We start from the raw sequence: 25,000 nt of genomic DNA, 5'->3' as shown, positions 1-25,000 counted from the left end.
TTAGGCTCTTGATTAATTTTTCCTTAAAAAGTATAAGTGTATTTCAACTGGAATAATCTTCCTGGTTTGAATAAAGAGAAAAGCTCCTCCTCGTTACCAAATTTATAAACCTGTTGCTGCTTTTGATTCAATAGATTTTTGGCACTAAAACTTACTTTAGATTGAGCCGATTCTCCGAAGGTTTTTGACACTTTCAAATTCAAACTATGAAATGGTTTAGTGTATACATCGGGCACGTTAGAAGTACCAATAAAAGTAATAGTCTCCCCTTGCACGTTGTAGGAAAGGTTACCCGTCAACCCTAGTAAATGGTTATCATAATTCAGGTAACCATTTACTACGTAAGGAGACTGGCCACTCATTTCACGATACTGATCCACACCTTCATCAGTTCCTTTGTAAGCCACTTCACTGTCATATTCCGACTCGCCTTCTTCATTGACTACTACTGTTTTTCTATTCACTTTGGATACAACCAAAGAGACGTTACCTCCTACTGATACATTTTCCAATGCAGAACTGATCATTCCAAGATTCTTCCTTACCTCGAATTCAGTTCCGTAAACTGAAGCTTCTCCAACATTTCTTGGCTTCAGCTGCCCTGGACTGTTAGGGAAGAATACCAAGGCAATGTGATCAGTGAAATCTTTGTAGAAAAATGACACCGAGAACATTTCACTCGCTGTGAAGAAATACTCCCATCTCAAATCATAGTTTAAAATTTCAGCTTGTTTGATATCCAGATTTCCTGAGAATCTTGTTCTTGTAATCGGATCTTCGATGAAGGCTGATGACTTTTCTTTGAATGATGGTCTAGCCAAAGTTTTGTTGAATGACCCTCTAAGATTCATATCGTCTCTCAATGCGTAAACCAAACTAACTGAAGGAAGTAAGTTCGTTTCACCCAGCGTCTTCTCATTGTCGAGCTCTTCGCTAGAGTTGTCCTCATTTAGACGAACACCGCTGTAGTACATCTGTACATTTTCTACACGCAAGCCATAGATAGACTTCAATTTTGGCGTCACCTGCGTTTCATTCATTAAATATCCTGCGAAGATGGTCTGCTTTCCTTCGTAGTTGTTGTAATCATTGCTATTGTCTTGAATGTACAATCCATCAGGGTTTGATGAAGAATAGAGGTTTTCTTCAGACAATATCCAGTTTGGATCATTGTACTCTACATCAAAAACTTCCAATGGCTCATAAGCATACTGATAAACATCAAACGCTCTATTTCTAAATGTCATTAAACCACCAGATTTTAACTTATTGTTGTCATTTAGATTGTAAGTAAAGTCTACTTTGAAGCTCTCACTCACTTCATCCAATTCTCTCCAGAATCTATTGATCGCTCCACCATTTTTGAACCCGTAAACGCCGTCGTCTTCGTTGATTCTCGTATCTCTATAATCAGGGTCACTAATTTTAGAAAACAATAAAGAATTAGACCATTCGATTCTCAACTTGTCAAAGTTGTGCTTGCCATATGTAATATTGTTGGTCATGGACCGCTGCGTATAAGCCAAAATATCATTATTGATATTCGTGGGGTTGTTCAATGAAGTAAAGTTCAATTCTCTCTTCAAGGCAGTGGACACACCATTTTGCGTATGAAGCAAGTTGGTACCAATCGTGTGATTGTCAGTTTTGGCAGCCAAGGTAGCCAAACCGCTCCAAAGCACATTGCTCGTACTCAAATCACCTACACCAGAGAAATCTCTAACTAAAGAAACCTCGCTAGTTGTTCTGTCTTTTTCGTATCTTTTTCTTTGAAAATCCTCATAGAAAGTATTGGTGTGCTTGTAGTTGAAAATAGCATTGTATCCCCAAGTCACTTTTTCTCCTTGTATCTGATTTCTATGTAATACTGAAAGACCAGTATTCATAAAATTACGTTCTCTATTCACGCCCAAAGTAGGATCGAATTTTCTCGTAGTCTCAGCAACAAAATCATCTGGCTGAGTTGGAATTTCTGTACCAGCTGCTATTGGTAATTCTCTTTGGCCATTGTCCCAACCCAAAAAGTCTGACCCAGACCCCTTATAACTTACGTTGTTTGATTTAAAATGCATGTCAGGGTTGTATCCCATAGATACAGAAACCGAAGTTGTTTTTTCATCTGGAAACGCCTTGGTCTGAATGTCTACCAAACCTCCAGCGAAGTCTCCATTTAGGTTTGGACTGAAAGTCTTATAAACCATTACATTCTCCAAAATGGCTGTAGGGAAAATGTCGATTTGAACATCGTTCCTATCTGGGTCCAAACCAGGCACAATCATACCGTTCATCGAGGTTTTAGTGTATCTATCACCAAGTCCTCTGACATAAACGTATTTGCCTCCCTGAACCGTAACACCTGTTACTCTTTTCATGGCAGAAGACAAATTGCTATCACCTACTTTTTTGAAGGCAGCAGATGAAATTCCATCAATAGTGTTGGCTGATTTTTTCTGAATGGACATCAAAGCTACTTCGTTGTCTCTGATCTGCTCAGCAGTAACTACCACTGCCTCTAATTGTTGAATGTCTTCTGATAGTGTTACATCAATGTTTGTTACTTCTCCTTCAGTGATCACGACACCTTCGATAGTTTGTGGCTGATAAGAAACAAATTGAATAACAATATTGTGTGTGCCCGCATCAAGTGCCAGTGAGAAGTTACCATCAAAATCAGCAACAGAGCCTTGGGTGGTTCCTTGCTTTGTAACTGTCGCACCAAACAGTCCCTCACCATTGGCTCCGTCAATTACTTTTCCTCTTAAAAATCCTTGTTGCGCTAATGATATACTGGCAGCGCTAATGATTAATCCTAATGTTAATAATGCCTTATTCATTTTCTGAAATTCTAATTTTAATGCAAAACTAGAGTTCTCATATTCCTTGTGTATGTTCGTTATTTTATGAAATGTTTAATAATTCGATGTGATTTGCTACTCGAATAACATAAAGGTAACATTGGTCAGATCGCCGTTAGGCATTCTAATTCCAGCGTCTTGCTAAAGTCAAAAAAGGCCCCGACATTCCTGCCAGAGCCTCTATATTCAGAAAATGAATCTTAAATTTCTTTTCCGCTTGCTCAGTGTTTCTTATTCGTCAAAGCTCTTAGTGTACACCTCGAAAGAATCGGCAGAAACTTTAGAGAATACCAAGTCTCCAGCTGCAACATTAGAGGCAGCATCTTCTGTCTCTTCAAGTGTTTCAGTATCGAAAGAAGCAGACAATTTCACTTTACCACTTTTGAAAGTCACATTTGTCACTGTTCCTTTTGCCTTTGATTTAAAATCAGCGTTGGTGTCAGTTTCATCGATTGAGTAGATCGTTCCGTTAGTCAAAGTGAATGACTTATCCAGAGACCCTTCTCTACCGTCGACTTCCAACCCTTCATCAGAGTTCTTGTCTACATACACCACAAAGTTTTTCACTTCACCTGCGTAAGACTGATCGATATCGATTGCATCATCGCCTACTGCGTAAACCAAAAGGTTAGTCACATTTACGGTACCTCCGAAAAACTCTACTCCATCATCAGAATTTGCATATACTTCGATGTTTTCGATAGTTGTTCCAGTACCTACGCCACCTAAAGTCAAGCCGTTAATCTCGCTACCTTCAGCGATCTCGGCCCCACCATGTCTGATAGACACATACTTGATAGTTCCAGAGTTGTCGGCAGCATCATCTCCACCATATTGTCCGTTGCTATCTTCGGCGTCTACACCTTCGATCTGAGGATTTTCTGTCTTAGCACTTACTGGCGCTTTGCCTAATACTACCAATCCACCCCATTTTCCTTTTGAGTCTTTATCTAATTTAGTTCCTGCCATTTCTCCAGGCTGAATATCATCATCAGATGAGGTCATAATAATTGGCTCAGCCGCTGTTCCTTCAGCCATCAATTTCCCGCCTTTAGCGATCATCAAAACTGCTGCATTGGCACCAGAAAGTGACGCATCTCCTTTTACTACTGTTCCTGCCTGAATAGTCAAAGTTTTACCATCCAATACAGTTACTCTTGTTTTCAATAAGTAAACGTTATCTTTAGTCCACTCTGTATCAGCATCAATGTTGGCAGTAACTTCTACAACGGGAGCTTCATCCGCTCTTACTCTTGATCCTGCAGAATAATTAGCCAATGTCCAATCCTCAAATACAGTTTCGTCTGAAGCACCCGTAGCTGTATCATCAGATGATGCAACAGCATCTATCGCGGTTTGAGCAGCTTCTACCGCGGCCTCCTGTAGTTCCTCTTCAGTTGGCTCCGGAATAACGTCATCGATCGGATCGTCGTCGTCATCACATGAAACCATCAATCCCATTGTTGTAAACACGAATAATAGTGCTAATAACTTTTTCATTTTTTCTCTTTTAAATATTCTGATATTATGTTTTTCAAAATTTGTACTGCAAAACTGTACAAGTGATATTATCAGGTGTGGAAGTAGTAGTTACCTTTCTGTTAAAAGAACCAAGAAATGTGTTATTACTATTTTATCAATGTTAAGGGAATGTGAACCCTGTAAAACAAAAGAGCAGTTCCATTACTGAAACTGCTCCTTGAAAATTCTTTTGATTAAGTACTTACTTCACCATACTGATATTGACTTTGTTCAATATGGTATCGATAATGTCATGAGTAGTAATTCCATCTGCCTCTGCTTCATAATTAAGTATAATTCTATGATTGAGTACATCAGGTGCTACCTCCTTGATGTCTTCAGGAAGTACAAAATCTCGCCCCTCTAAAAATGCAATAGCTTTAGCCGCTAGATTCAGATTGATAGAAGCTCTTGGGGAAGCTCCGAATTGTATGTAGTGTGCTTCATCCTTCATACCAAATGACTCAGGGTCTCTTGTCGCAAAAATCAACTCGATAATATATCTCTCAAGTGACTCTGAAAGGTTCACGCTATTGATCTCATTTCGAATGGCGAAAATATCCTCCTTAGTCAAAATTGTATCCACTTTGCTATCAAATGTCATATTAGACATTCTACGCATGATTTCTAATTCCTCATCTTTTGAAGGGTAGCCGACATGCACCTTCATCATGAATCTATCTACTTGTGCCTCTGGCAGCGGGTAGGTTCCTTCCTGATCAACAGGGTTTTGTGTAGCCAGTACCAAAAAGGGTCGATCCAATTCATAGGTAGTCTCCCCAATAGTAACCTGCTTCTCTTGCATAGACTCAAGAAGCGCAGACTGCACCTTAGCAGGAGAACGGTTTACCTCATCAGCTAGAATTAAATTGGCGAAGATTGGCCCCTTTTTTACTTCAAAATTGGATGCCTTCTGATTGTAAATCATCGTGCCGAGCAAATCCGCTGGTAGCAAATCAGGTGTAAACTGAATTCTTTTAAAATCCAGATGAAGTACGTTAGCCAAAGTATTTACGGTTAATGTCTTTGCCAAACCAGGTACACCTTCCAATAGAATGTGTCCTTGAGTGAACAGCCCAACCATTAATCGATTGATCATATATTGCTGACCAACTACTACTTTGTTTACCTCAGTATAAATCTGCTTGATTTTCTCCTGGTGAACCTTTTTACTATCTACACTTGCAGTTGCTTCCATTTTTGTAGTTTATTCTTTACTAACCAAACAAAACTAATCCACTTTGGCTAAGTTTTAAAGCCCAAAACGCATATCACCCAGATGTTGCTGTTAAAAATTGTTAAGTCCTACTGGTGTGTGGGTTTTAACAAGTCATTTACGGTTTTTACTGGGTTAAATGTAGAAATCGGCACCTCTACAAATAAGGTAATCCAATCAGCCATGGCACCATTCCACAAACCGGGAAGCTCCATAGCCTTGAGGTCGTGTCCATTTTTAGACTTCTGAGTAATGAATCCAGTCTTGTTATCTCTATACTGAAGTAAATCAAATTTCTTACCTTCAAAATTCTTCACTCCACATACTAAGTCCACGGGATTGAAATGAGATGACTTTTTAAGAATTGCTACTTGCTCATCGTTGTTCATATCGATTTGAGCCGTTTCGACAATTTGAAGAGTTGCTACATGCTCTCCTTTTACCCAGAAAGGACCTCCTCCTGGTTCTCCTGTATTCTCAACCATACCACACACACGAATCGGCCTATTCAAATAATTTTTCAATTCATTAGAATCACCAATATTCAATTCGATTCCGTACTTTGACCTCAGCGAGTCAAGAATTTCGACATAACAATCTTCACCATTCGCCATTCTCTCTTGCCAAGAGAATGAATCATTTTGAAAAGAAAGAAGCAAACTGGCCAGTGCCTTCTTATAGGTGATTGTATCCTCCTTCAAATGATCCGGCACCACGTTGTCGATATTCTTTACAAATATCACATCAGCATCCAAGTCATTCAGGTTTTCCAACAGCGCACCGTGTCCCGCTGGCCTGAAAAGCAAATGCCCATTATCTTTAACTGGTGCATTGGCTAAATCCACGGCAATCGTATCGGTTGATTTTTTCTGTTGAGAAAAAGAAACTTCATACTTGACCCCAAGTGATGCTTCATAAATCGGAATCACATCGCTGAGCTTAGATTCAAACTTTTGTTGATGCTCAGTAGAAACCGTAAAATGTAGCCTCACCAATCCATTCTGTGAAGCATATTTTGCGCCTTCAACTAAATGCTCTTCAATGGGTGTTTTTATGACTCCCTTTTCATTATGAAAAGCAAGAAGACCTTTGGGTAGTTTTCCATAACCCAGGCCATTTTCATCGAGCAGGGCACTCGCGATAGCCTTATAATTTTTCGAATCTAAAAGATCATCTAATTCATAACCTTGAACTTGCAGGTAGTTCTTTAATTCCTCATAAAAAGCAAAATTTTCAAGTCCCGAAATGAAATGTTGAGTACCTGAATTCAATTCATCAGTTGCTACATATTCGAACAGCTCTTTGAACATCCTTGTTGCGGCTCCAGAAGCTGGAACAAACTTTACAAGTTTTTTGCCTGTGGATGAACGATCATAACTGGCAACAAATTGATCAACTTGTTCAGTTGTCAATTTCGTGATCCCATCTCCCTGTGTTGCCGGTCGGTCAAGCTCTAAAAAGGGAAATCCTGTACTGAAGTTTTTTAATTGATTTTCAATAGAACTCACATTGGCTCCGTGAGCTAATATTTGCGCCTCTTCTGTTGCGCTAAAAGCATGCATATTTTAGAATCTCTTTAATTGAAAAATGAATCAACAAACTCATGCTTGTTGAACACTTGAAGGTCTTCAATTCCCTCACCAACACCAATATATTTTACAGGTATTTTAAACTGGTCAGAGATGCCTATCACCACTCCTCCCTTTGCAGTACCGTCTAGCTTGGTAATAGCTAGAGAAGAAACATCTGTGGCTTTGGTGAATTCTTGCGCTTGTATGAAAGCGTTCTGTCCTGTGCTTCCATCAAGAACTAACATAATTTCATGCGGAGCGTCATCAACGAACTTCTGAATCACTCTCTTGATCTTAGAAAGTTCATTCATCAGGTTCACTTTGGTGTGCAATCTTCCGGCTGTGTCAATAATGACAATATCAGCCTTTTGCTCTACGGCGTGTTTCACAGCATCGAACGCAACCGCAGAGGGGTCCGTATTCATTCCATGTGCAATCACAGGAACATTTACCCGTTCACCCCAAAGTTTCAATTGATCAACAGCTGCTGCTCTAAAGGTATCTGCTGCACCTAACACAACAGATTTGCCTCTTCTTTGAAATTGAGAGGCTAACTTACCTATAGTGGTTGTTTTACCCACACCATTCACGCCTACCACCATGAGGACATATGGCTTTTTATCTTCAGGCAATTCAAAATCAGCCTGGTTTCCTGAATTGTTTTCTTCCAGTAACCCTGCAATCTCTTCGCGGAGAATTACATTAAGTTCAGCAGTATTGAGATATTTGTCTTTAGCAACACGCTCTTCTATTCTTTCAATGATTCTAACGGTGGTATCTACCCCAACGTCCGAAGTTATCAACACCTCTTCCAGTTCATCAAGAAGCTCATCATCTACAGTTGACTTTCCTGCAACAGCTTTACCCAATTTCGAAAAGAAATTTTCTTTCGTTTTTTCAAGACCCTTGTCTAGTGTCTCTTTCTTTTCTTTGGAAAAAATATTGAATAATCCCATAATCAATTTGGTGGATAGGTAAAAAACAGAAAAAGTCTCCTGACAAAATCAGGAGACTTCCAAAGATATCTTAAAGGGCTGAATTATTTTGCAGCCAATACTTCTTTCACTTTGTCTTCAGTGACAATTTCTTCTCTGAATGAATATGCTCCTGATTTGGTTTTCACCGCTTTAATCACCTTAGCATATTTTACACCATCCTTATTCTTCAGGGTTGCAACTACCTTCTTAGCCATGGTTATTTAATTTCTTTGTGAACAGTATATTTCTTAAGAATAGGATTGTACTTTTTCAATTCCATTCTGTCAGGAGTGTTTTTCCTGTTTTTTGTCGTAATGTATCTAGAAGTACCTGGCTGACCTGTAGTCTTATGCTCGGTGCACTCTAATATTACCTGAACTCTATTACCTTTCTTAGCCATCGTTCTAAATTATTATAATGAAAGGGTTCCTTTTTCCTTAGCCTTTTTCAACGTAGCAGCCAAACCAATCTTGTTGATGGTTTTCAATGCAGTTGAAGACACTTTCAAAGTTACCCATCTATCTTCCTCAGGGATGTAAAATCTCTTCTTGAATAGATTCGGGTAGAACCTTCTCTTCGTTTTGTTATTCGCGTGGGAAACGTTGTTTCCTGATTGTGGTCTCTTACCAGTTATTTGACAAACTTTCGACATTTTTCTAGTCTTTTAGCGATCCTTAAAAAATCGGAGTGCAAATATAGAGAAAACTTTAGCATTTGTAAAAGCTCTCTATAAAATTAATAGTATTTATTTGAAAATTTGAGCGAAATCAGATCTTGCGCGCCTGATATCCCTCTTTAAGCAGAATTTCGACCACTTTATCACGTAAATCACCCTGAATGATAATCTCGCGATCTTTTACATTTCCTCCCACACCGCATTTAGTTTTGAGCATTTTGCCTAGTTCTTTTAAATCACCAGTCATACCCGTAAAACCTGTGACAAGAGTCACTTGTTTTCCCTTGCGATTTTTCTTGTCTAATTCTACGCGTAACTTTTGATCTTTCGGTGCCAATGTTTCTTCTTCTAATTCAGATTCCTCTGTGTAATCAAAACTATCATCTGTGGAATACACCACTCCGATTCTGTTTTTAAAATTTCCTTTTTTTGACATCTTATTAATAAATGATGTTTTACAAAATTACAAAACCAATCCCACTCCAAACAAAAGCACGAACAATAAGGTACTCAAAGCCAATTGCTTCAGATAGGGATCTAGTGCAGATGCACTGGTTTTAGTTTTTACTGCCCAGGCATTTTTAATGATCAACGGAAATGCGAGAATAAAAAGATAAGAAGTCCACTGGGAAGTATTTAATACTATAAACACCAAACCAGATATCATAGCTAGCCCTAAAAGTACAAAATGATAAATGACGGCCTTGTCTCTGCCCAAACGGACAGGGATGGATATTTTGCCCGCCTTTTCGTCTGACTCAATATCTCTAATATTATTCACGTTCAATACACCTGTAGCCAAAAGGCCACAACTCAATGCTGGCAATAATATATTCCAATCGAATGTCTTGGTCTGCAAATAGTAAGATCCAAATACACCCACCAACCCAAAAAAGATCAAAACTGAAATATCACCCAGCCCTCGATAACCATAAGGGTTGCTTCCAGCAGTGTAGGTGACAGCAGCATAAATAGCCAAAAGTCCAAGCACCAAGAACACGGAAATTAAAATCCATTGATCAGCAAATGATATAGCTAAAAGGGATATTCCCGAAACAAATGACAATACACCAAAAATAATCATCGCCTTTTTCATCTGCCCTTTAGAAATGGCTCCAGTTTGTACCGCTCTAGATGGGCCTTCTCTATCCTCACTGTCTGCTCCATGTATAGAATCACCATAGTCATTAGCCAGATTCGAAAGTATCTGTAAGAAAACAGTAGTAGACACGGCCAAACCCAAAATGCTCCAATCAAAACTGCCCTGCCATTTAGCCAAAAAATTGCCCATAAAAATGCTAGACAAAGCCAAAGGCAATGTTCTCAATCGGAAAGCGGATAACCAATGTTTAAAACTACTCATGTATTACATTCTATCTGGCACATGGATGCCTAGTAGGGACATGCCAAACTTTATATTCTTCGCCACTTGAGCAGAAAGCGCAACTCGTGAAGCTGTCACTGTTTCATCCTGCTCACCGAATATTGCCATTTCGGCATAAAACTTATTGTACTCTTTCGCCAAGTCATATACGTACTGTGCAATCACGGAGGGAAGGTAATCCTCGGCTGCCAGTTTGATTTTGTTTGGCAATTCAGAAATCAAATAGACCAGATCACATTCTGTTTGACTTAACTGTACGTCTGTCGCAATTTTTAACTTTTTGGTTTCAATCCCCAATTCATCCGCTCTTCTCAAAATAGCCGATATCCTGGCATGTGTGTACTGAATAAATGGGCCTGTATTGCCGTGAAACTCAATAGACTCTTGTGGATCGAAAAGCATACGCTTCTTCGGGTCTACTTTCAATAAAAAATATTTCAATGCTCCCAAACCAATCGTATCATATAGCTCATTGGCCTGCCCTTCTGTAAACCCGTTGATCTTACCCAATTCTTTGGTATGATGCTCAGCCGTACTGATCATTTCGTTCATCAAATCATCAGCATCCACCACAGTACCTTCACGAGATTTCATTTTACCGGAAGGCAAATCAACCATCCCATACGAAAGGTGATAACATTCTTCCGCCCATTGATATCCCAATTTCTTCAAAATCAAGAAAAGCACCTTGAAGTGATAATCTTGTTCGTTGCCTACAGTATAAACCTGTTTGATGAGGCCAGGGTATTCTTTGAATCTTTGGATAGCAGTACCAATGTCTTGAGTCATATAGACTGCCGTACCATCCGATCTCTGGACAATCTTCTGATCTAATCCTTCATCGGTCAGATCCACCCAAACAGATCCGTCATCCTTAGAGAAGAAATGCCCTGCCTTTAAACCTTCAGCTACTTGTTCTTTACCTAGGAGATAAGTATTTGATTCGTAATACAACTTATCAAAATCAACTCCCATCTGAGCGTAGGTGGCATCAAAGCCTTCATACACCCAGCCGTTCATCTTTTCCCAAAGAGCGTAGGTCTCAGGCTCTTTGGCCTCCCACTTTCTAAGCAAGTCTTGTGCTTCTAGCAAAATAGGAGCTTCTTTCTCAGCTTCTTCTTTTGATTTACCTGAATCTACCAGCTGAGCGATTTCGGCTTTGTAAGCTTTGTCGAATTCGACGTAGTACTTACCTACCAGCTTATCTCCTTTCAATCCTGAAGATTCTGGCGTTTCACCGTTGCCAAATCTTTGCCAAGCCAGCATAGATTTACAAATATGGATACCGCGGTCATTGATGATCTGAACTTTAACCACATCATAGCCAAAGGCATCATATATCTTAGAAACAGAATAGCCCAAGAATATATTTCTTAGGTGTCCCAAGTGTAATGGCTTATTAGTATTAGGAGAGGAGTATTCAACCATCACTGTTTCTCCCTTTCGCTCGTGCGCACCGAAATTCGATTGAGAAGCAATGTCGTTGAACAGATTCGTCCAAATGGCCTTTGACAATTCAATATTCAAAAAGCCTTTGACTACATTGTATCCATCTACCACTGCACAGTTTTCTTTCAAATAAGTGCCCAAATCCTCTCCGGTTTCCATCGGATTCTTTTTTGAAATTTTTCCGTAAGGAAAGGTTACAAAAGTATAAGTTCCCTCAAATTCTTTCCTAGTAGGCTGCAACCCTAAGTCTGACGCTGATACTTCGTGATCATAAAGAGATTTGAGCCCTTCTGCTATTCCTTGCTGTAGTTGTGATACAATATCCATTCTTTCTTACTTCTTGGGCAGAAAAACTTCTGCCATCATACATCGGGCGCTTCCGCCTCCCAGTGCCTCTATCGTATCGAGTGAACTGGAAATGATGTCTTTGTTATATTTTAAAATCTTAGTTTTCTGATCTTCCTCCAATGAGTCATAAGCAGCTGCAGACATGACCATGAATCGATCTCCTACCTTATTTTCCACCTGTAACATGTTGCCCGCAAAATGAGCTTTCTGATGTTCGGATATCTCAATCACTTCTTTACCAGAATTTTCCAGCGAATCTACCACCATTTTTCTTTCGGCAGAGTCGTCTATGGTATCCAAGCAGATGACCGCAAAATCATGACCCAGGGCCATCATCACATTAGTATGATAGATAGGCAGCCTTTTTCCATCTACATTCTGATTAGCCACAAATGAAACCACTTTATATCCAAAAGCACTTTCAAAATCTTTGATCACGTCTGGGTGAGTTCTTTCGGAAATGGCTGCATAGGCGATTTGATTTCCCCTATCCAAAATCAAACTTCCAGTCCCTTCCAGAAACTTATCAACTTCTTCGGTTCCGGACAGGTCTACTATATTGGTAATTTGGTAGCCAAATGCACCCAAGTCGTCAATAATGTCTTGGCGTCTTTCCAACCTTCTGTTTTCTGCATACATCGGATACAAGCCAATGACACCGTCATCGTGAAATGAAATCCAGTTGTTCGGAAAAATAGAATCTGGTGTACTCGGTTCTGGCGTGTCTTTGACCACCAATACCTCGATGTCATGATCTCGAAGCTTCTGAACAAAACCATCAAATTCGGATAATGCTCTTTGCTGCACATTTTCAGGTGTGATTCCTTCCAACGCCTTTTGATAGTAGTTATTGACGGCGGTCTGCTCATTCATTCTGAACTGAACCGGCCGAATCATCATGATTGTAGATGTTGTATTTACTCCCATATCAATAAGCTCTTTCGAGTGGTAAAGTTGAACATCTTAACAATCCTTCCATTTTTGCAGTCTCAGCGTATGGTACTCTTTCTACGATGAAACCTCTACGCTCCAGTTCTTCATTCAATCGGGTGAAGCCTTGCTCACTGATAATCACTTCAGGAGAAATAGAAAACACGTTGGAATTCATGTAATACATTTCGTCCCTAGTGATTTCGATACAGTTTTCTTTACCGAAATGGCCCACGAGTAAATCGTAATCTTTTTCGTTCTTGAACCCTCCCTTGTAAATGATGCATTGATCATTTCCTATGGGTTGGAAGCAACAGTCCAAATGCAATGCATTTTCCTTAGGGTCAGTGTCTGACTTTTTGAGTTCAAAGGCATAAAACTCACAATTCGGAAACTGATCTCTCAAAAACTCTACACCAGCCCGATTGGTTCTACTAACTTGATACTTATTATAATCTTCATCTTCCGAATAGCCTATATATAGCTTCTCCTTCCAAGGCATTACATCCCCACCTTCTGCGTAAGCACCTTTAGGCATTCTAAGAACTTGATCAGGATTAATTTGATCAAGCAGAAAATTGATACCATCTTTTTCTTCCGCTCTGTCATCTATAATATTTGGAACAATGAATTTATCTCCAATAACAAAGCCAATATCACGAGCAAACACCTGATTGGTATCAGGAAGTACATTTGGTCTATAGACCTGAACTCCATGCTTTTTCAATGCGCTTGCTACCGCTTCCATTTCTTTTATAATATCCTCCTCTTTAGGGAAGGTTCCATCCAGAATATGTTCCCTTGATTTCGGGTCATAGGCTTCTTCGATGGCAGGGACTCCTCCAAAACTTTCGCCGGTGCCTAACACAACTGACTTGAGTGGAGCAGTTTCATCTTTAATTAAAATATTAATCATCAAATTCGGGTTTTAGGACGGCAAATTTAACAGGAATTTTAGCAAATACGATGGTGCAGATTAAACATAAATTTGCAGATATTTGTCCGTTTATATAAGCTCTAATTTGATAACGAGTCGTAGATGAAAAAGTACCGCGATTTAATCGACCAAACCTTTTACTTTCCCAATGAAGAATTTGATGTAAAGAACAATCATTTGTCCTTCAATGGAGTGGATCTCATGCAGATCATAAAGGAGCACGGGACACCTTTAAAACTTACCTATCTTCCAAAAATCTCACAGAATATCCAGCTTGCGAAGAAAATATTCGCCGAAGCCATTCAGAAAAAGAAATACAACGGAAGTTACACTTATTGCTATTGCACAAAGTCTAACCACTTTTCTTTTGTGATGGAAGAAGCATTGCAAAATGATATCCATATAGAAACCTCTTCTGCCTATGATATATCGATAGTTGAAACTTTGTTTGAACGCGGACTTATCACCAAAGACACTTATATCATTTGCAATGGCTACAAACGGCCCTTGTATTTGCAAAAAATTGCTGAATTGCTCAATGCCGGTTTTAAAAACTGCTTGCCGATTCTGGATAATTTGATGGAGCTCGACTACTATGAAGAACATGTGCAAAACCCATTCAAAATGGGTATGCGTCTGGCAGCAGATGAAGAACCTAACTTTGAATTTTATACTTCTCGACTAGGCATTCGATATGGAGATGTGATCGATTATTACACCAATCGAATTAAGGGTAAATCGAAGGGTCAACTGAAAATGCTCCATTATTTCATAAACACAGGCATAAAAGATACAGCCTATTACTGGAGTGAATTGAGTCGATTTGTATACAAATACGCAGAGCTCAAAAAGATTTGCCCTGAACTGGAGGCTGTGGATATTGGGGGAGGATTTCCGGTAAAAAATTCTTTGCATTTCGAGTATGACTACAAATACATGGCAGAACAAATCATTGAAAACATCCAATGGATCTGCAAGAAAAACCATGTCGATGAACCAAATATATTCACAGAATTCGGCAGTTATACTGTAGCAGAAAGTGGTGCTACCATCTACTCCGTTTTGGATCAAAAGCTCCAAAATGACAAAGAGCTTTGGTATATGATGGATGGGTCATTCATCACTCACATTCCTGATGTATGGGGGCTCAATGCTAAATTTATTATGCTTCCAATCAATCTTTGGAACAACCAATTCCATAGAGTTAACATTGGGGGTTTAACTTGCGATAGTATGGATTACTACGATTCGGAAGCTCACATAGGCGAATTGTTTTTACCTGTTATTGAAAAGGAGCAAACTATGTACTTTGGTTTTTTTCATACGGGAGCCTATCAAGAGTCGTTAGGTGGGTACGGTGGCATCCAGCATTGTTTGATTCCGGCACCAAAACATATTCTGATAGAAAAAGATGAAGATGGAAATGTGAGCAGTAGAGTTTTTGCAGAAGAACAAAGCAGCGAACAAATGATGAAAATATTAGGTTATAAGTAGAATATTGAGACTTAATTTTTCATATTTTGATAAAGGCCAATAAAATTTCATTTTTTCTCATAGTTTCGTAAAAAATATACAATAGCCCTTGAATAAAAGTCTTGTCATAATTCCGACCTACGATGAAAAAGAAAACATCGAGGACATTATCAAAGCAGTTTTTGATTTAAAAGCTGGTTTCGATGTGTTGGTTGTAGATGACAATTCACCCGATGGCACTGCTACCATTGTAAAAGGCTTGCAAAAAGAATTCGATACGCTTCATCTTATGGAGCGTGCTGGCAAAGCAGGCCTTGGCACTGCATACATTGCCGGTTTTCATTTCGCATTAGACCATGGCTATGACTACATCTTTGAGATGGATGCTGATTTTTCTCACAACCCTCAAGATTTGATAAGACTTAGAGCTGCTTGTGAGAATGGATCAGACCTATCCATCGGTTCTAGATACATATCTGGAGTTAATGTAGTGAATTGGCCGATGGATCGTGTACTCATGTCTTATTGCGCAAGTATCTATGTTCAATTCATTACTGGCATTCCAATTAAGGACACTACTGCCGGCTTCAAGTGTTACACTCGAAAAGTGTTGGAGACCATAGGGCCGGACAATGTTCACTTTGTGGGATATGCTTTCCAAATTGAAATGAAATTCTTGGCTTGGAAGTATGGATTTAAAATTACCGAAGTTCCTATCATCTTTACAGATCGTACCAAGGGTCAATCTAAAATGTCTAGAGGCATATTCAAAGAGGCCGTGTTTGGAGTCATCCAAATGAAAATAAAGAGCCTATTCAAGAAGTATATCCCGTCTTAAGAACCTATCAATAAATTCTATTAAAGCATTGGCAGAAATGATTCTTTCAGCAGGATCTGCGTATGACTTTTTTCGTTATTTGAAGTGTACAGAACCTTAAACAATAAATGTCATGAAGGAGAATAAAATAATCATAAACAAGCTCAATGAACTTTTAGCCGACTTTCAAATCTATTACCAAAATCTAAGAGGGTTTCATTGGAATATTCAGGGCAAAGCATTTTTCGAGCTGCACGTAAAATTCGAAGAGTTATACACTGATGCAGCCATGAAGGTAGACGAAATAGCAGAGAGAATCCTTACCATTGGTGGAGTTCCCCTGCATGGGTTTGAAGACTATTTAGCAACGGCTCAGATCAAGCCCGTAAAAAACGTGCATGATGGAGAGACAGCGGTTGAAACTATCGTATCTAATCTGGAGCATATAGTTTCAGTAGAGAGGTCTCTTAAAGATCTGGCTGGAGAATCTGGAGATAGCGGTACGGAAGACCAGATGTCTTCTCTTATTGAGGAGCAGGAAAAAACGCTTTGGATGTACAAAGCCTGGTTGAAATAAACGATAAAATGGATATTAAGCACAAAAGGCATATCGATCGATATGCCTTTTGTGCTACATGAATATGTTAGTCAAATATTGATTTCTAATATCTCGATAGATATAAAAGTCAGAATCAATAGTGGCAATCTCTTTTTGACCATTTTCTTTCGCCACAATTACCAATGAAGCATCCGCCAAATCCATAGGCACATCATCAAATTTTTTAGTCAATTCAGCCAATCGACCAATGTGGCGCTTTTTCAGATCAAATAGTCTAAACCCTCCTCTTTCTATCCATGTCAGAAACGCCACTTGAGTCTTAGTGCTGAAATCCAGCATATGACTAACTTCTGTCATTACCGGCCAAGTTGTCCAGAGTTGGCCTTTAAAGCCCTTAATAAACTCAAGGGCTTTGGTATGATAGCGATCAGACCGATCAAACAGGGCAATCAATGGTCCCGCATCAATGAGAATGCTTTTCATGCAGCTTTTCTCTTAGTTTAGACTTGTATGAGGAAGAACGATCCCTATCACCACTTTTTCCAGTGCCAAAAAGATCCTCCCCAAGGCCATAAGGCTGTTTGGCCATTTGTTCTTTGCTGAAGTATTGAGCAAGTGCTTCCTTTACCACATCCGTCTTAGACATGTTATTGAGCTCTCTATAGTCCTTCAGTGTCTTTTCTGTGTCCTTATCGAGTCTGACATTCAACATGCTTCTTTAATTTTATGCAATACAATATTTTAGATTAGAAAAATCATTCATCCCTAAGCACTTTAGACGGATTTGTATTAGCAGCCTGCCAAGTCTGTGAGCCTACCACCAGGAGCCCTAAAATGGCCACGATAACCACCCCAAAAAGAACCACGCCTACGCCGATTTCAACTCGGAATGCTATAAAGTCCATCCACATATTATTTATAAACCAAGTCAGTGGCGTACTAATAATGACAGCTAGTAAAAGAAGCTTCACAAATCCTTTCGATAAAATAACAATCAGTGCTCGATTGCTCGCTCCAAGCACCTTGCGAATAGAAACTTCTTTCAGCCTGCTTTGCGTACTGAAAACCACCATCCCCATGAGACCCAGACAGGCTATAATAATGGCCAAAAATGAAATAAAGGAAATGATTTTTGTAAGGTCGCCAAACATCAGATTGGCAAAAAAAGCAATCTCGTCACTCAACAACTTAGACTCCATTTTTAAGTCCGGATTGATTTCATTCCACGCTGCATTTATGCTGGTCATAGACTGTTCAAATTTGGATGAGTTGACTCTTACCTGAAGAATTCCAAATTCCTCAGGTTCATAAATCAGTCCAAGAGGTTTGATAGAAGACACTAAGGTTTCGTGATTGTAGTTTTTTAATACACCTATGATTTCATAGTTAACTGAATCATCTAAAACCACAATCTGACCAACGGCATCCAATGGATGAGGATATCCAAACTTTTCTGAAGCTTCTTCATTAATTACCAACTTACGTTCATTGATTTGACCAGTAAAGGATTGCCCTGCTACAAGTTTCAATCCCATATTTTCAACGTAGTCTTCATCAACTTCGAAGTAGTTTAAATCTCTTTCAACTTCATCGATTTTTATGGTAGTAGAATTACTGGTTCCTGCAGCCGGAGAAAATCCAGCAGCGGATACACTTTCAATTTCTGGATATTTAAGCAATTCTGTTTTTAGTTTTTTTGAATCTGTATTATTGAGTTGCACCACGACGATGTTATCCGCATCAAAACCATAGTCCGATTCAATCATATAATTCATCTGATTATAGATGAGCTTGACTGTGATCACCAAAAACAAAGACAATCCAAACTGCCCAACGATCAAAGCATTTCTTAATCCCAACTTTGAAAACACCTTAACCCCAGATAAATTTTTTAAAGCTTGAAGTGCCTTAACCGAGGAATGAAATAAGGCAGGCACTATACCAGCAAACAGTCCCACTACAACAGAAAAAGCTAAACAAAGCAAGTAAACATCCACAGATTGTTTTAAATCCCAGTCCAGCAGTTGGCTAAAATTTAAATCTAGAAAGACCGGCTCCATCATTTGGACAATTCCTAATGAAAATAGAAAAGCCAGAACCGATATGATTACTGATTCAGTCAAGAATTGCATTAAAATTTGAAACCTCACGGCTCCAAAGACCTTTCGAATTCCAACTTCCTTAGCCCTATTCAATGATCGGGCTATAGACAAATTGGTATAATTGAAACAGGAAGATATAATAATCACCAAAGCCATCCCAGACAAGAAATAAACAAATATCATTGGAATGCCAGGGCCTATTTGGTTTCCTATCATTGGACCAGGACTAATAGCCTGGATATTTTGAAGATAGAATTCATTGTCCATATCCTCCATTTCGCCATATTGCTCTTCGCTGATTATCGTGAGGTTGTTTTCTATGTCGGCTGGCGTTACTTCATCCTCCAGCCTTATGTAAGTCCAGGTCCATGATCTATTCGTCCAGGAAGTCAGTTTTGTAGGCATTACTTCCTTTTTTATAAGCGACTCTAGCGTAGACATCGACGCCAACCCATCAAACTTAATGTGTGACTTTCCCTCTATTCTTTTGAGCACTCCCGTCACCTTATAGCTACCCAACTCGCCGACAACTATAGTTTCACCAACGGGATTTTCCTTATTGAATAACTTCTCCGCTGTTTTTTTTGAAAGCACCACAGAATAAGGCTCTATAAGGGCTGTGTTTGGATTTCCATACTCGAATTCATATTGGAACATATCGAAGAACGAAGGGTCCGCAAAAAAACCAGATAAAGGAATATTTACATCTTGCATTAGCTTGACCCATCCATTACCAAATCCTCTGGTAAGTCTAGTGTAGTCTGCCACACCAATATATTTTGATGTTAATTCCTCTCCTAATTCCATTGGGCTTGTTGCCATACCTTCAATGATAGCATCAAGGTCACTTCGTGTATGATTGATCCGATAGATATTATCAGCCCTGGAATTGAACCGATCATAGCTAAACTGATCAGCCAACAGCATAATGATGATGAGACAAATGGACAAACTGAAGGAAAGTCCAAATACATTGATAAACGAAAACAGCTTATGTTTTCTAATATTTCTGATTGAAATCTTTAGGTAGTTGTAGAACATAATGATTTATTTGAGTTTGATCATTCGACTACAACAATTGGCTAGCGGTTACATTCTAATCAGTATTTAATTTTTTCAGCTCCTTGATTAACTGCTTTGCGGTCTTATATCCAACAATCTTTTCGCTGGTATTTTGATCACTAGAAAGGTATATCATCGTTGGCAATCCCTCAATTCCAAAATACTTAGCCAACTCTTTACCTGTATATGTATCACCTTTATACTCGATGGGAGTCGAGCTATCAAAATCTATCTTGACAGCATAAAATTGATCATTCAGGACATCAATCACGTCATCATTGGAGAATGTAGTCTTATCCATTTTTTTGCACCACCCACACCATTTTGCTGTGAATTCTATAAAAATGGGTCTGGGATTTTCCTCAGACTTCAGTTGCGCTGATTTGAAATTATTCCAATTCACGGAGTTACCGTTCTCGCCTTTAGCTTGAGAATAAAGTGGCAACAACCAGACCATCAACCATAACAGATTTCTAATTTTCATCTTACATGACTATTGTGCTTTGTAAATAAACTCTAATTTTCTTAATTAGGTTCGATTTGTGCAAACTGTAAATAATTCATGTTTGTAATTTTTATTTACTTTGATGCGTGTTAATTTAACCTTCCAATAAGAGAAAAAGATGTACATCAACCTGTCAGGATTAAATATTCTAGTAACTGGTGCCAGCAAAGGCATCGGGAAGTCAATTGCATCTAAACTAGCCGAAGCCGGAGCTACCGTTGCCGTTCACTACAACAAAAACATGCGCGAAGCAGAAAATTTAGCTCATGTGCTCGGAAACGAATCTCGCGCCTTTCAAGCTGATCTTTCCAAAAAAGATGAAGCAGCCAATTTATTTGATCGAGTGATACTGGAAATGGGAAGCATAGAAATTTTGGTTAATAATGCTGGCGTAGCAAAAGCTGCTGATGTTAATGGAAAAGAATCCGATTGGATCAAATCCTGGAATGAAACCGTTCAGGTGAATCTCACCTCGGCAGGCATTCTTTGCAAAAAAACGGTCGAGCATTTTCTCAAAAGAAACAGCGCGGGAAGAATAATCAATATCACTTCAAGAGCAGCTTATAGGGGCGACTCAGCCGAGTATATGGCCTATGCAGCTTCCAAAGCTGGGCTGGTTTCACTGACTCAAACGATTGCCAGGGCTTATGGTAAAGATGGTATCAAAGCCTTCAATATTGCCCCAGGATTCGTTCGAACTGATATGGCTAAAGAAGCCATGGAAAAGTATGGGACAGAGCATGTTACCGGAGACATTTCGCTCGAGCGCCTGACAGAACCGAAGGACATCGCACCAATGGTGACATTTTTGGCCAGTGGGATGGCCGACCATGCCACAGGAAGCACCATTGACATGAATGCCGCTAGTTATGTTCATTGATGCCGACCCATAGCAAAAATGAAAATGAGAATTATCACAAACATAAATACATAATAAAGTAAATCTGTTCTGAAGTAGTTCTTGTATTTAAGATAAAATTCTTTCAGCCTTTTCATTGCATACTATTTTGCCTTTTAGGGTTAGGAAAACCTAAGGTTTTGGCTAAAATAATATCTATTTATCCAATACCCATTATATGGGTCTTTCTTACCTTTGCCCAAATTCATTGAATACTAAAGAATAAACAATATGCCCAAAGGAATATACGCGGTACCCGTTCCTGAAAACGAACCAGTACTATCATACGCCCCAGGAAGTCCAGAAAAAGCTGCATTAAAAGCCGAGATCAAAGCTATGCGCAGCAAAGAAATAGATGTACCCATGTACATTGGTAGCGAGCTTGTCACGACTGACAAAAAAATGCGAATGGCTCCTCCTCATGACCATAAACATACACTAGGTCATTTCAACTATGGAGATGCCTCTCACGTAGAGCAAGCCATCAATGCTGCCATGGGCGCCAAACAAGCATGGGCTGAAATGTCGTGGGAACATAGAGCAAGCATCTTCTTAAAAGCTGCAGACTTGGTAGCTGGTCCATATAGAGCGAAGATCAATGCCTCTACAATGTTGGCTCAATCCAAGAGCCCATTTCAAGCAGAAATTGATGCAGCCTGTGAATACATTGATTTCTTAAAGTTCAATGTAGACTTCATGACTCAGATTTATGCCGAGCAGCCTGAGTCTGCACCAGGGATGTGGAATCGTTTGGAGCACCGTCCGTTGGAAGGATTCGTTTTTGCCTTAACTCCATTCAACTTCACTTCTATTGCAGGTAATTTGTGTGCGGCTCCAGCCATGATGGGAAACACTATCGTATGGAAGCCAGCGGAAAGTCAAGTATATTCCGCACAGATACTTATGGAAGTATTTAGAGAAGCTGGTGTCCCTGATGGCGTCATCAATTTGATTTATGTGGATGGACCTACAGCTGGTGATGTTGTTTTCAACCATCCTGATTTTGGTGGACTTCACTTCACGGGAAGTACTGGTGTATTCCAGCACTTGTGGAAAACAATTGGAGAAAACATCAGCAAATACAAATCATATCCTAGAATAGTTGGAGAGACTGGTGGTAAGGATTTCATTATCGCTCATAAGTCGGCTGACGCCAAAGCATTGGCTACTGGTATCATCAGAGGCTCCTTCGAATTTCAAGGACAGAAATGTAGTGCTGCTTCAAGAGCATACATTCCAGACAACCTTTGGGATGAGGTAAAAGGATACCTTCTAGATGATCAAAAATCTATCAAGATGGGATCACCGGAGGACTTTACCAATTTCTTCAATGCAGTAATTGATGAAAAATCTTTTGATAAGATTTCGAAATACATAGATGCTGCCAAAGAAAGTGATATGGCTGAGATCATAGCTGGGGGAGAATATGATAAATCGGAAGGCTACTTTGTACAACCAACGATCATAGTGACGAAAGACCCAATGTTCAAGACTATGTGTGAGGAGATCTTTGGCCCAGTGATTACCATTTATGTTTATCAGGCTGAGAGATTCGAGGAAGCACTTGAGCTAGTGGATAGTACTTCTCCTTATGCTTTGACTGGTGCAGTTTTTTCACAAGATAGATATGCGATTGAGCTAGCCACTAAGAAACTAGTGAATGCTGCTGGAAACTTCTATATCAACGACAAACCAACTGGTGCGGTAGTTGGACAGCAGCCTTTTGGTGGATCCAGAGCTTCTGGAACAAATGATAAAGCAGGTTCAATGCTCAATTTATTGAGATGGGTTTCACCAAGAACGATTAAAGAAACTTTCAATCCTCCAAAGGATTATAGATACCCTTTTATGGAAGAGAAGTAAGATCTGAAAAGAATAATATGAATTTAAAACCGCACTGATGTGCGGTTTTTTTATGCCTTGTTTTCCAGGAACTCTACCAGTTTTGCCACTGCTCGGCCACGATGAGAAATGGCATTTTTTGACTCTGAGGACATTTCGGCAAAAGTCTGATCGTAACCCTCTGGAACAAATATAGGATCGTAACCGAAACCTTTTTTCCCTTTCAACTCAGAGACAATCCTTCCATTAACGATTCCCTCAAACTGATGTGTCTTCCCTTCTAAGTTCAAAGTAATCACTGTTCGAAACCTTGCTGTTTTATTCGAGTGAGGCCCAAGGTTTTTAAGCAACAAATTAATGTTCGCCAAGTTGTCTCTTTCATTTCCTGCATAGCGAGCTGAGTAAACTCCAGGATCTCCATTTAAGGCTTCCACCTCCAACCCTGTATCATCGGCAAAGCATGAAATACCGTAATTCGAAATAACAAAGTCGGCTTTAATTTTTGAGTTTTCAGAGAGTGTTGATCCGGTTTCAGGAATTTCTTCAGTGCATCCTATATCGTGGAGCCCAACTATATCATAGTTGTTCAGAATCTCATTGATCTCTCTAAGCTTATTTTCATTATGTGTTGCAAAGCAGATTTTCAAAGTGTAACGCTTATGGCCGGATGTTTACCAACTCGAACTCAAATATCAGTGGTGTGTTTGGTGGGATACCTTGATTTCCTTCAGCATCTATACTGCTACCCACAGTTCCATATCCTACTGCCGATGGAATCATAATTAATCCTCTTGAACTCAATTCCATTTCTAACATTAGATTCCTCAAGCCACTCCTAAATCCTGGAATAAAACTAAAACTAATTCCGGTTCCGTCGGCTTGGTGATTAAAAGCCATAGGCACATACAGTCTATTCAAGGTAAAAACGGGATCGCTAATGGCTCCATCAGAGGTATTCAATGAATCTAGAAGCTCCTCATAAGTTTTATCTGACCCAGCTAACAGATCATCAAAGGAAACCCCTTTTGCTACATAGTTCAGACTATCTGAGTCTTTGGCTACTTCGGGATTCGTAGTATCAAATATCTCATTAGTTGTAAACTTGCCAACGTAATGCACAGAGACGATATCATTGAATTCGGGGACTCGTACACTTGTCGTGGGATTCCAAACTACTCTTCGCACACCATTCGCCTCAACAACCACATCATCAGCATCAATGCCATTTTGAGCATCAGCAATATATGCATCAAATATTTCAGCTTCAGTTTCGGCTTGGGCTAATGAATCCAACCTTACTTGCTCTTCTTCCTCTTCACCTTCAGCAGCATGATCGACACAACCACTAAAATATACTAAGCCGCCAAAAAGGGTGGCTAACAAAATATGCTCCCTAAACTTCATTCCCATCACGCTAGTCAATTGCTAACAAATTAATATCAAATCTTAAGTCCTCCTTGGGGTTTATAGGTCCCCCACCTGATTCTCCATAGCCCAACTCCCATGGGATATACAAAGTACCAGAACCTCCTTTTTTAAAATATTGCAGACCTTCATTCCAACCTTGGATAATTTTATCATCTCCTACTCTAAAAGAAAATGCTTCATTTCTGTCGTAGGAAGAATCAAACTTGCTATCATCCAAATGATATCCGGTATAATGAACGGTAACCGTCTGCCCTACCTTTGGATGGTCTCCTGTCCCCTCCTTCGCAATAACATAGATCAGTCCTGAACTTGTAGTTACATAGTCAGTAATGTTATTTCTTTCCAGATACTGTTCTAAGGTAGGATATGAAGATAAGCTTGGGTTTTCATCGCACGATAAAAAGCCCAAACCCATTAAGCTCAGTAAAAAAATTGTCTGAAATTTCATTA

At 39.4% G+C, this 25,000-nt stretch carries 25 protein-coding genes; 5 read left to right on the top strand and 20 right to left on the bottom strand.

All coding sequences use genetic code 11. From position 1 onward, the window contains the following. Nucleotides 1–23: 23 nt before the first annotated feature. The 13 genes from ACO6S2_RS05400 to ACO6S2_RS05340 all read right to left on the bottom strand — a co-directional run bounded on the left by ACO6S2_RS05400 (nucleotide 24) and on the right by ACO6S2_RS05340 (nucleotide 13,843). Nucleotides 24–2,834 (bottom strand): TonB-dependent receptor domain-containing protein, encoded by a 2,811-nt coding sequence (locus tag ACO6S2_RS05400; protein ID WP_422361493.1) that lies wholly within the window; start codon nucleotides 2,832–2,834, stop codon nucleotides 24–26. Nucleotides 2,835–3,086: 252 nt separating this feature from the next. Beyond that, nucleotides 3,087–4,355: a hypothetical protein gene (locus ACO6S2_RS05395; protein ID WP_422361492.1), complete on the bottom strand. Its 1,269-nt coding sequence runs from the start codon at nucleotides 4,353–4,355 to the stop codon at nucleotides 3,087–3,089. A 223-nt stretch (nucleotides 4,356–4,578) separates the two neighbouring features. Continuing rightward, nucleotides 4,579–5,574: an AAA family ATPase gene (locus ACO6S2_RS05390; protein WP_422361491.1), complete on the bottom strand. Its 996-nt coding sequence runs from the start codon at nucleotides 5,572–5,574 to the stop codon at nucleotides 4,579–4,581. Between the two features lie 107 nt (nucleotides 5,575–5,681). After that, the gene (locus ACO6S2_RS05385) at nucleotides 5,682–7,154 is read right to left on the bottom strand and encodes a DUF4301 family protein (protein WP_422361490.1); all 1,473 of its coding nucleotides are present in this window, start codon (nucleotides 7,152–7,154) and stop codon (nucleotides 5,682–5,684) included. Nucleotides 7,155–7,168: 14 nt separating this feature from the next. Beyond that, nucleotides 7,169–8,119, bottom strand: coding sequence for a signal recognition particle-docking protein FtsY (gene ftsY, locus ACO6S2_RS05380; RefSeq protein WP_422361489.1), 951 nt, complete (start codon nucleotides 8,117–8,119; stop codon nucleotides 7,169–7,171). 83 nt (nucleotides 8,120–8,202) lie between these two features. Continuing rightward, the gene (locus ACO6S2_RS05375) at nucleotides 8,203–8,355 is read right to left on the bottom strand and encodes a DUF4295 family protein (RefSeq protein ID WP_084372144.1); all 153 of its coding nucleotides are present in this window, start codon (nucleotides 8,353–8,355) and stop codon (nucleotides 8,203–8,205) included. Nucleotides 8,356–8,357: 2 nt separating this feature from the next. Then, nucleotides 8,358–8,540, bottom strand: coding sequence for a 50S ribosomal protein L33 (rpmG, locus tag ACO6S2_RS05370; RefSeq protein ID WP_420582242.1), 183 nt, complete (start codon nucleotides 8,538–8,540; stop codon nucleotides 8,358–8,360). A 12-nt stretch (nucleotides 8,541–8,552) separates the two neighbouring features. Further along, nucleotides 8,553–8,792 (bottom strand): 50S ribosomal protein L28, encoded by a 240-nt coding sequence (rpmB, locus tag ACO6S2_RS05365; protein WP_422361488.1) that lies wholly within the window; start codon nucleotides 8,790–8,792, stop codon nucleotides 8,553–8,555. A gap of 115 nt (nucleotides 8,793–8,907) precedes the next feature. After that, nucleotides 8,908–9,252, bottom strand: a complete 345-nt coding sequence (locus ACO6S2_RS05360; protein WP_422361487.1) for a translation initiation factor — start codon at nucleotides 9,250–9,252, stop codon at nucleotides 8,908–8,910. Nucleotides 9,253–9,279: 27 nt separating this feature from the next. Next, nucleotides 9,280–10,179: a 1,4-dihydroxy-2-naphthoate polyprenyltransferase gene (locus tag ACO6S2_RS05355; RefSeq protein WP_422361486.1), complete on the bottom strand. Its 900-nt coding sequence runs from the start codon at nucleotides 10,177–10,179 to the stop codon at nucleotides 9,280–9,282. A gap of 3 nt (nucleotides 10,180–10,182) precedes the next feature. Beyond that, the gene (gene argS / locus ACO6S2_RS05350; protein ID WP_422361485.1) at nucleotides 10,183–11,976 is read right to left on the bottom strand and encodes an arginine--tRNA ligase; all 1,794 of its coding nucleotides are present in this window, start codon (nucleotides 11,974–11,976) and stop codon (nucleotides 10,183–10,185) included. A gap of 6 nt (nucleotides 11,977–11,982) precedes the next feature. Then, nucleotides 11,983–12,924 carry a citrulline utilization hydrolase CtlX gene (ctlX, locus tag ACO6S2_RS05345; RefSeq protein ID WP_422361484.1) on the bottom strand — a complete coding sequence of 314 codons (942 nt, stop codon included), beginning with the start codon at nucleotides 12,922–12,924 and terminating at the stop codon, nucleotides 11,983–11,985. A gap of 1 nt (nucleotide 12,925) precedes the next feature. Next, complete coding sequence (locus ACO6S2_RS05340; RefSeq protein WP_422361483.1) at nucleotides 12,926–13,843, bottom strand: dimethylarginine dimethylaminohydrolase family protein; 918 nt, start codon at nucleotides 13,841–13,843, stop codon at nucleotides 12,926–12,928. A 123-nt stretch (nucleotides 13,844–13,966) separates the two neighbouring features. Here ACO6S2_RS05340 and ACO6S2_RS05335 point away from each other — a divergent pair, with 123 nt between their 5' ends. The 3 genes from ACO6S2_RS05335 to ACO6S2_RS05325 all read left to right on the top strand — a co-directional run bounded on the left by ACO6S2_RS05335 (nucleotide 13,967) and on the right by ACO6S2_RS05325 (nucleotide 16,731). After that, nucleotides 13,967–15,358, top strand: coding sequence for an arginine decarboxylase (locus ACO6S2_RS05335; RefSeq protein ID WP_422361482.1), 1,392 nt, complete (start codon nucleotides 13,967–13,969; stop codon nucleotides 15,356–15,358). Between the two features lie 88 nt (nucleotides 15,359–15,446). After that, on the top strand, nucleotides 15,447–16,175 hold the full coding sequence (locus ACO6S2_RS05330) for a polyprenol monophosphomannose synthase (protein ID WP_422361481.1): 729 nt from the start codon (nucleotides 15,447–15,449) through the stop codon (nucleotides 16,173–16,175). 112 nt (nucleotides 16,176–16,287) lie between these two features. Then, nucleotides 16,288–16,731: a Dps family protein gene (locus tag ACO6S2_RS05325; protein WP_422361480.1), complete on the top strand. Its 444-nt coding sequence runs from the start codon at nucleotides 16,288–16,290 to the stop codon at nucleotides 16,729–16,731. A 54-nt stretch (nucleotides 16,732–16,785) separates the two neighbouring features. Here ACO6S2_RS05325 and ACO6S2_RS05320 read toward each other — a convergent pair whose 3' ends face one another. The 4 genes from ACO6S2_RS05320 to ACO6S2_RS05305 are packed head-to-tail and all read right to left on the bottom strand — an operon-like array spanning nucleotide 16,786 to nucleotide 20,361. Further along, nucleotides 16,786–17,196 carry a type II toxin-antitoxin system VapC family toxin gene (locus ACO6S2_RS05320; protein WP_422361479.1) on the bottom strand — a complete coding sequence of 137 codons (411 nt, stop codon included), beginning with the start codon at nucleotides 17,194–17,196 and terminating at the stop codon, nucleotides 16,786–16,788. After that, nucleotides 17,177–17,425: a hypothetical protein gene (locus tag ACO6S2_RS05315; RefSeq protein ID WP_422361478.1), complete on the bottom strand. Its 249-nt coding sequence runs from the start codon at nucleotides 17,423–17,425 to the stop codon at nucleotides 17,177–17,179. The genes ACO6S2_RS05320 and ACO6S2_RS05315 overlap by 20 nt, the downstream gene beginning before the upstream one ends. 43 nt (nucleotides 17,426–17,468) lie before the next feature. Next, nucleotides 17,469–19,856, bottom strand: coding sequence for an ABC transporter permease (locus tag ACO6S2_RS05310; RefSeq protein WP_422361477.1), 2,388 nt, complete (start codon nucleotides 19,854–19,856; stop codon nucleotides 17,469–17,471). 55 nt (nucleotides 19,857–19,911) lie between these two features. Then, on the bottom strand, nucleotides 19,912–20,361 hold the full coding sequence (locus tag ACO6S2_RS05305) for a thioredoxin family protein (RefSeq protein WP_422361476.1): 450 nt from the start codon (nucleotides 20,359–20,361) through the stop codon (nucleotides 19,912–19,914). Between the two features lie 139 nt (nucleotides 20,362–20,500). On the opposite strand from ACO6S2_RS05305, the gene ACO6S2_RS05300 reads away from it, so the two are divergent. Both ACO6S2_RS05300 and pruA read left to right on the top strand, forming a co-directional pair. Next, on the top strand, nucleotides 20,501–21,262 hold the full coding sequence (locus tag ACO6S2_RS05300) for an SDR family NAD(P)-dependent oxidoreductase (protein ID WP_422361475.1): 762 nt from the start codon (nucleotides 20,501–20,503) through the stop codon (nucleotides 21,260–21,262). 249 nt (nucleotides 21,263–21,511) lie between these two features. Continuing rightward, the gene (gene pruA, locus ACO6S2_RS05295; RefSeq protein ID WP_422361474.1) at nucleotides 21,512–23,143 is read left to right on the top strand and encodes an L-glutamate gamma-semialdehyde dehydrogenase; all 1,632 of its coding nucleotides are present in this window, start codon (nucleotides 21,512–21,514) and stop codon (nucleotides 23,141–23,143) included. A 50-nt stretch (nucleotides 23,144–23,193) separates the two neighbouring features. Here the strand turns inward: pruA and ACO6S2_RS05290 are convergent, their stop codons facing one another. Genes ACO6S2_RS05290 through ACO6S2_RS05280 form a run of 3 tightly spaced genes read right to left on the bottom strand, consistent with a single transcriptional unit; the run spans nucleotide 23,194 to nucleotide 24,998 of the window. Continuing rightward, nucleotides 23,194–23,769, bottom strand: coding sequence for a non-canonical purine NTP diphosphatase (locus tag ACO6S2_RS05290; RefSeq protein WP_422361473.1), 576 nt, complete (start codon nucleotides 23,767–23,769; stop codon nucleotides 23,194–23,196). 10 nt (nucleotides 23,770–23,779) lie between these two features. After that, nucleotides 23,780–24,526 carry an FKBP-type peptidyl-prolyl cis-trans isomerase gene (locus ACO6S2_RS05285; protein ID WP_422361472.1) on the bottom strand — a complete coding sequence of 249 codons (747 nt, stop codon included), beginning with the start codon at nucleotides 24,524–24,526 and terminating at the stop codon, nucleotides 23,780–23,782. 10 nt (nucleotides 24,527–24,536) lie between these two features. Further along, the gene (locus tag ACO6S2_RS05280) at nucleotides 24,537–24,998 is read right to left on the bottom strand and encodes an FKBP-type peptidyl-prolyl cis-trans isomerase (protein WP_422361471.1); all 462 of its coding nucleotides are present in this window, start codon (nucleotides 24,996–24,998) and stop codon (nucleotides 24,537–24,539) included. Between the last annotated feature and the right edge of the window lie 2 nt (nucleotides 24,999–25,000).

Origin of the sequence: Reichenbachiella sp. (assembly GCF_965233835.1) — a bacterium.
Classification (GTDB): domain Bacteria; phylum Bacteroidota; class Bacteroidia; order Cytophagales; family Cyclobacteriaceae; genus Reichenbachiella.
Note: the sequence above shows the minus strand (reverse complement) of the source record. Positions and strands in the feature narration are given on the sequence as shown.

Coding starts and splice junctions, on each gene's coding strand:
- ACO6S2_RS05400 (WP_422361493.1), bottom strand. CDS start 2,834: ATGAATAAGGCATTATTAACATTAGGATTAATCATTAGCGCTGCCAGT.
- ACO6S2_RS05395 (WP_422361492.1), bottom strand. CDS start 4,355: ATGAAAAAGTTATTAGCACTATTATTCGTGTTTACAACAATGGGATTG.
- ACO6S2_RS05390 (WP_422361491.1), bottom strand. CDS start 5,574: ATGGAAGCAACTGCAAGTGTAGATAGTAAAAAGGTTCACCAGGAGAAA.
- ACO6S2_RS05385 (WP_422361490.1), bottom strand. CDS start 7,154: ATGCATGCTTTTAGCGCAACAGAAGAGGCGCAAATATTAGCTCACGGA.
- ftsY (WP_422361489.1), bottom strand. CDS start 8,119: ATGGGATTATTCAATATTTTTTCCAAAGAAAAGAAAGAGACACTAGAC.
- ACO6S2_RS05375 (WP_084372144.1), bottom strand. CDS start 8,355: ATGGCTAAGAAGGTAGTTGCAACCCTGAAGAATAAGGATGGTGTAAAA.
- rpmG (WP_420582242.1), bottom strand. CDS start 8,540: ATGGCTAAGAAAGGTAATAGAGTTCAGGTAATATTAGAGTGCACCGAG.
- rpmB (WP_422361488.1), bottom strand. CDS start 8,792: ATGTCGAAAGTTTGTCAAATAACTGGTAAGAGACCACAATCAGGAAAC.
- ACO6S2_RS05360 (WP_422361487.1), bottom strand. CDS start 9,252: ATGTCAAAAAAAGGAAATTTTAAAAACAGAATCGGAGTGGTGTATTCC.
- ACO6S2_RS05355 (WP_422361486.1), bottom strand. CDS start 10,179: ATGAGTAGTTTTAAACATTGGTTATCCGCTTTCCGATTGAGAACATTG.
- argS (WP_422361485.1), bottom strand. CDS start 11,976: ATGGATATTGTATCACAACTACAGCAAGGAATAGCAGAAGGGCTCAAA.
- ctlX (WP_422361484.1), bottom strand. CDS start 12,924: ATGGGAGTAAATACAACATCTACAATCATGATGATTCGGCCGGTTCAG.
- ACO6S2_RS05340 (WP_422361483.1), bottom strand. CDS start 13,843: ATGATTAATATTTTAATTAAAGATGAAACTGCTCCACTCAAGTCAGTT.
- ACO6S2_RS05335 (WP_422361482.1), top strand. CDS start 13,967: ATGAAAAAGTACCGCGATTTAATCGACCAAACCTTTTACTTTCCCAAT.
- ACO6S2_RS05325 (WP_422361480.1), top strand. CDS start 16,288: ATGAAGGAGAATAAAATAATCATAAACAAGCTCAATGAACTTTTAGCC.
- ACO6S2_RS05320 (WP_422361479.1), bottom strand. CDS start 17,196: ATGAAAAGCATTCTCATTGATGCGGGACCATTGATTGCCCTGTTTGAT.
- ACO6S2_RS05315 (WP_422361478.1), bottom strand. CDS start 17,425: ATGTTGAATGTCAGACTCGATAAGGACACAGAAAAGACACTGAAGGAC.
- ACO6S2_RS05310 (WP_422361477.1), bottom strand. CDS start 19,856: ATGTTCTACAACTACCTAAAGATTTCAATCAGAAATATTAGAAAACAT.
- ACO6S2_RS05305 (WP_422361476.1), bottom strand. CDS start 20,361: ATGAAAATTAGAAATCTGTTATGGTTGATGGTCTGGTTGTTGCCACTT.
- ACO6S2_RS05300 (WP_422361475.1), top strand. CDS start 20,501: ATGTACATCAACCTGTCAGGATTAAATATTCTAGTAACTGGTGCCAGC.
- pruA (WP_422361474.1), top strand. CDS start 21,512: ATGCCCAAAGGAATATACGCGGTACCCGTTCCTGAAAACGAACCAGTA.
- ACO6S2_RS05285 (WP_422361472.1), bottom strand. CDS start 24,526: ATGAAGTTTAGGGAGCATATTTTGTTAGCCACCCTTTTTGGCGGCTTA.
- ACO6S2_RS05280 (WP_422361471.1), bottom strand. CDS start 24,998: ATGAAATTTCAGACAATTTTTTTACTGAGCTTAATGGGTTTGGGCTTT.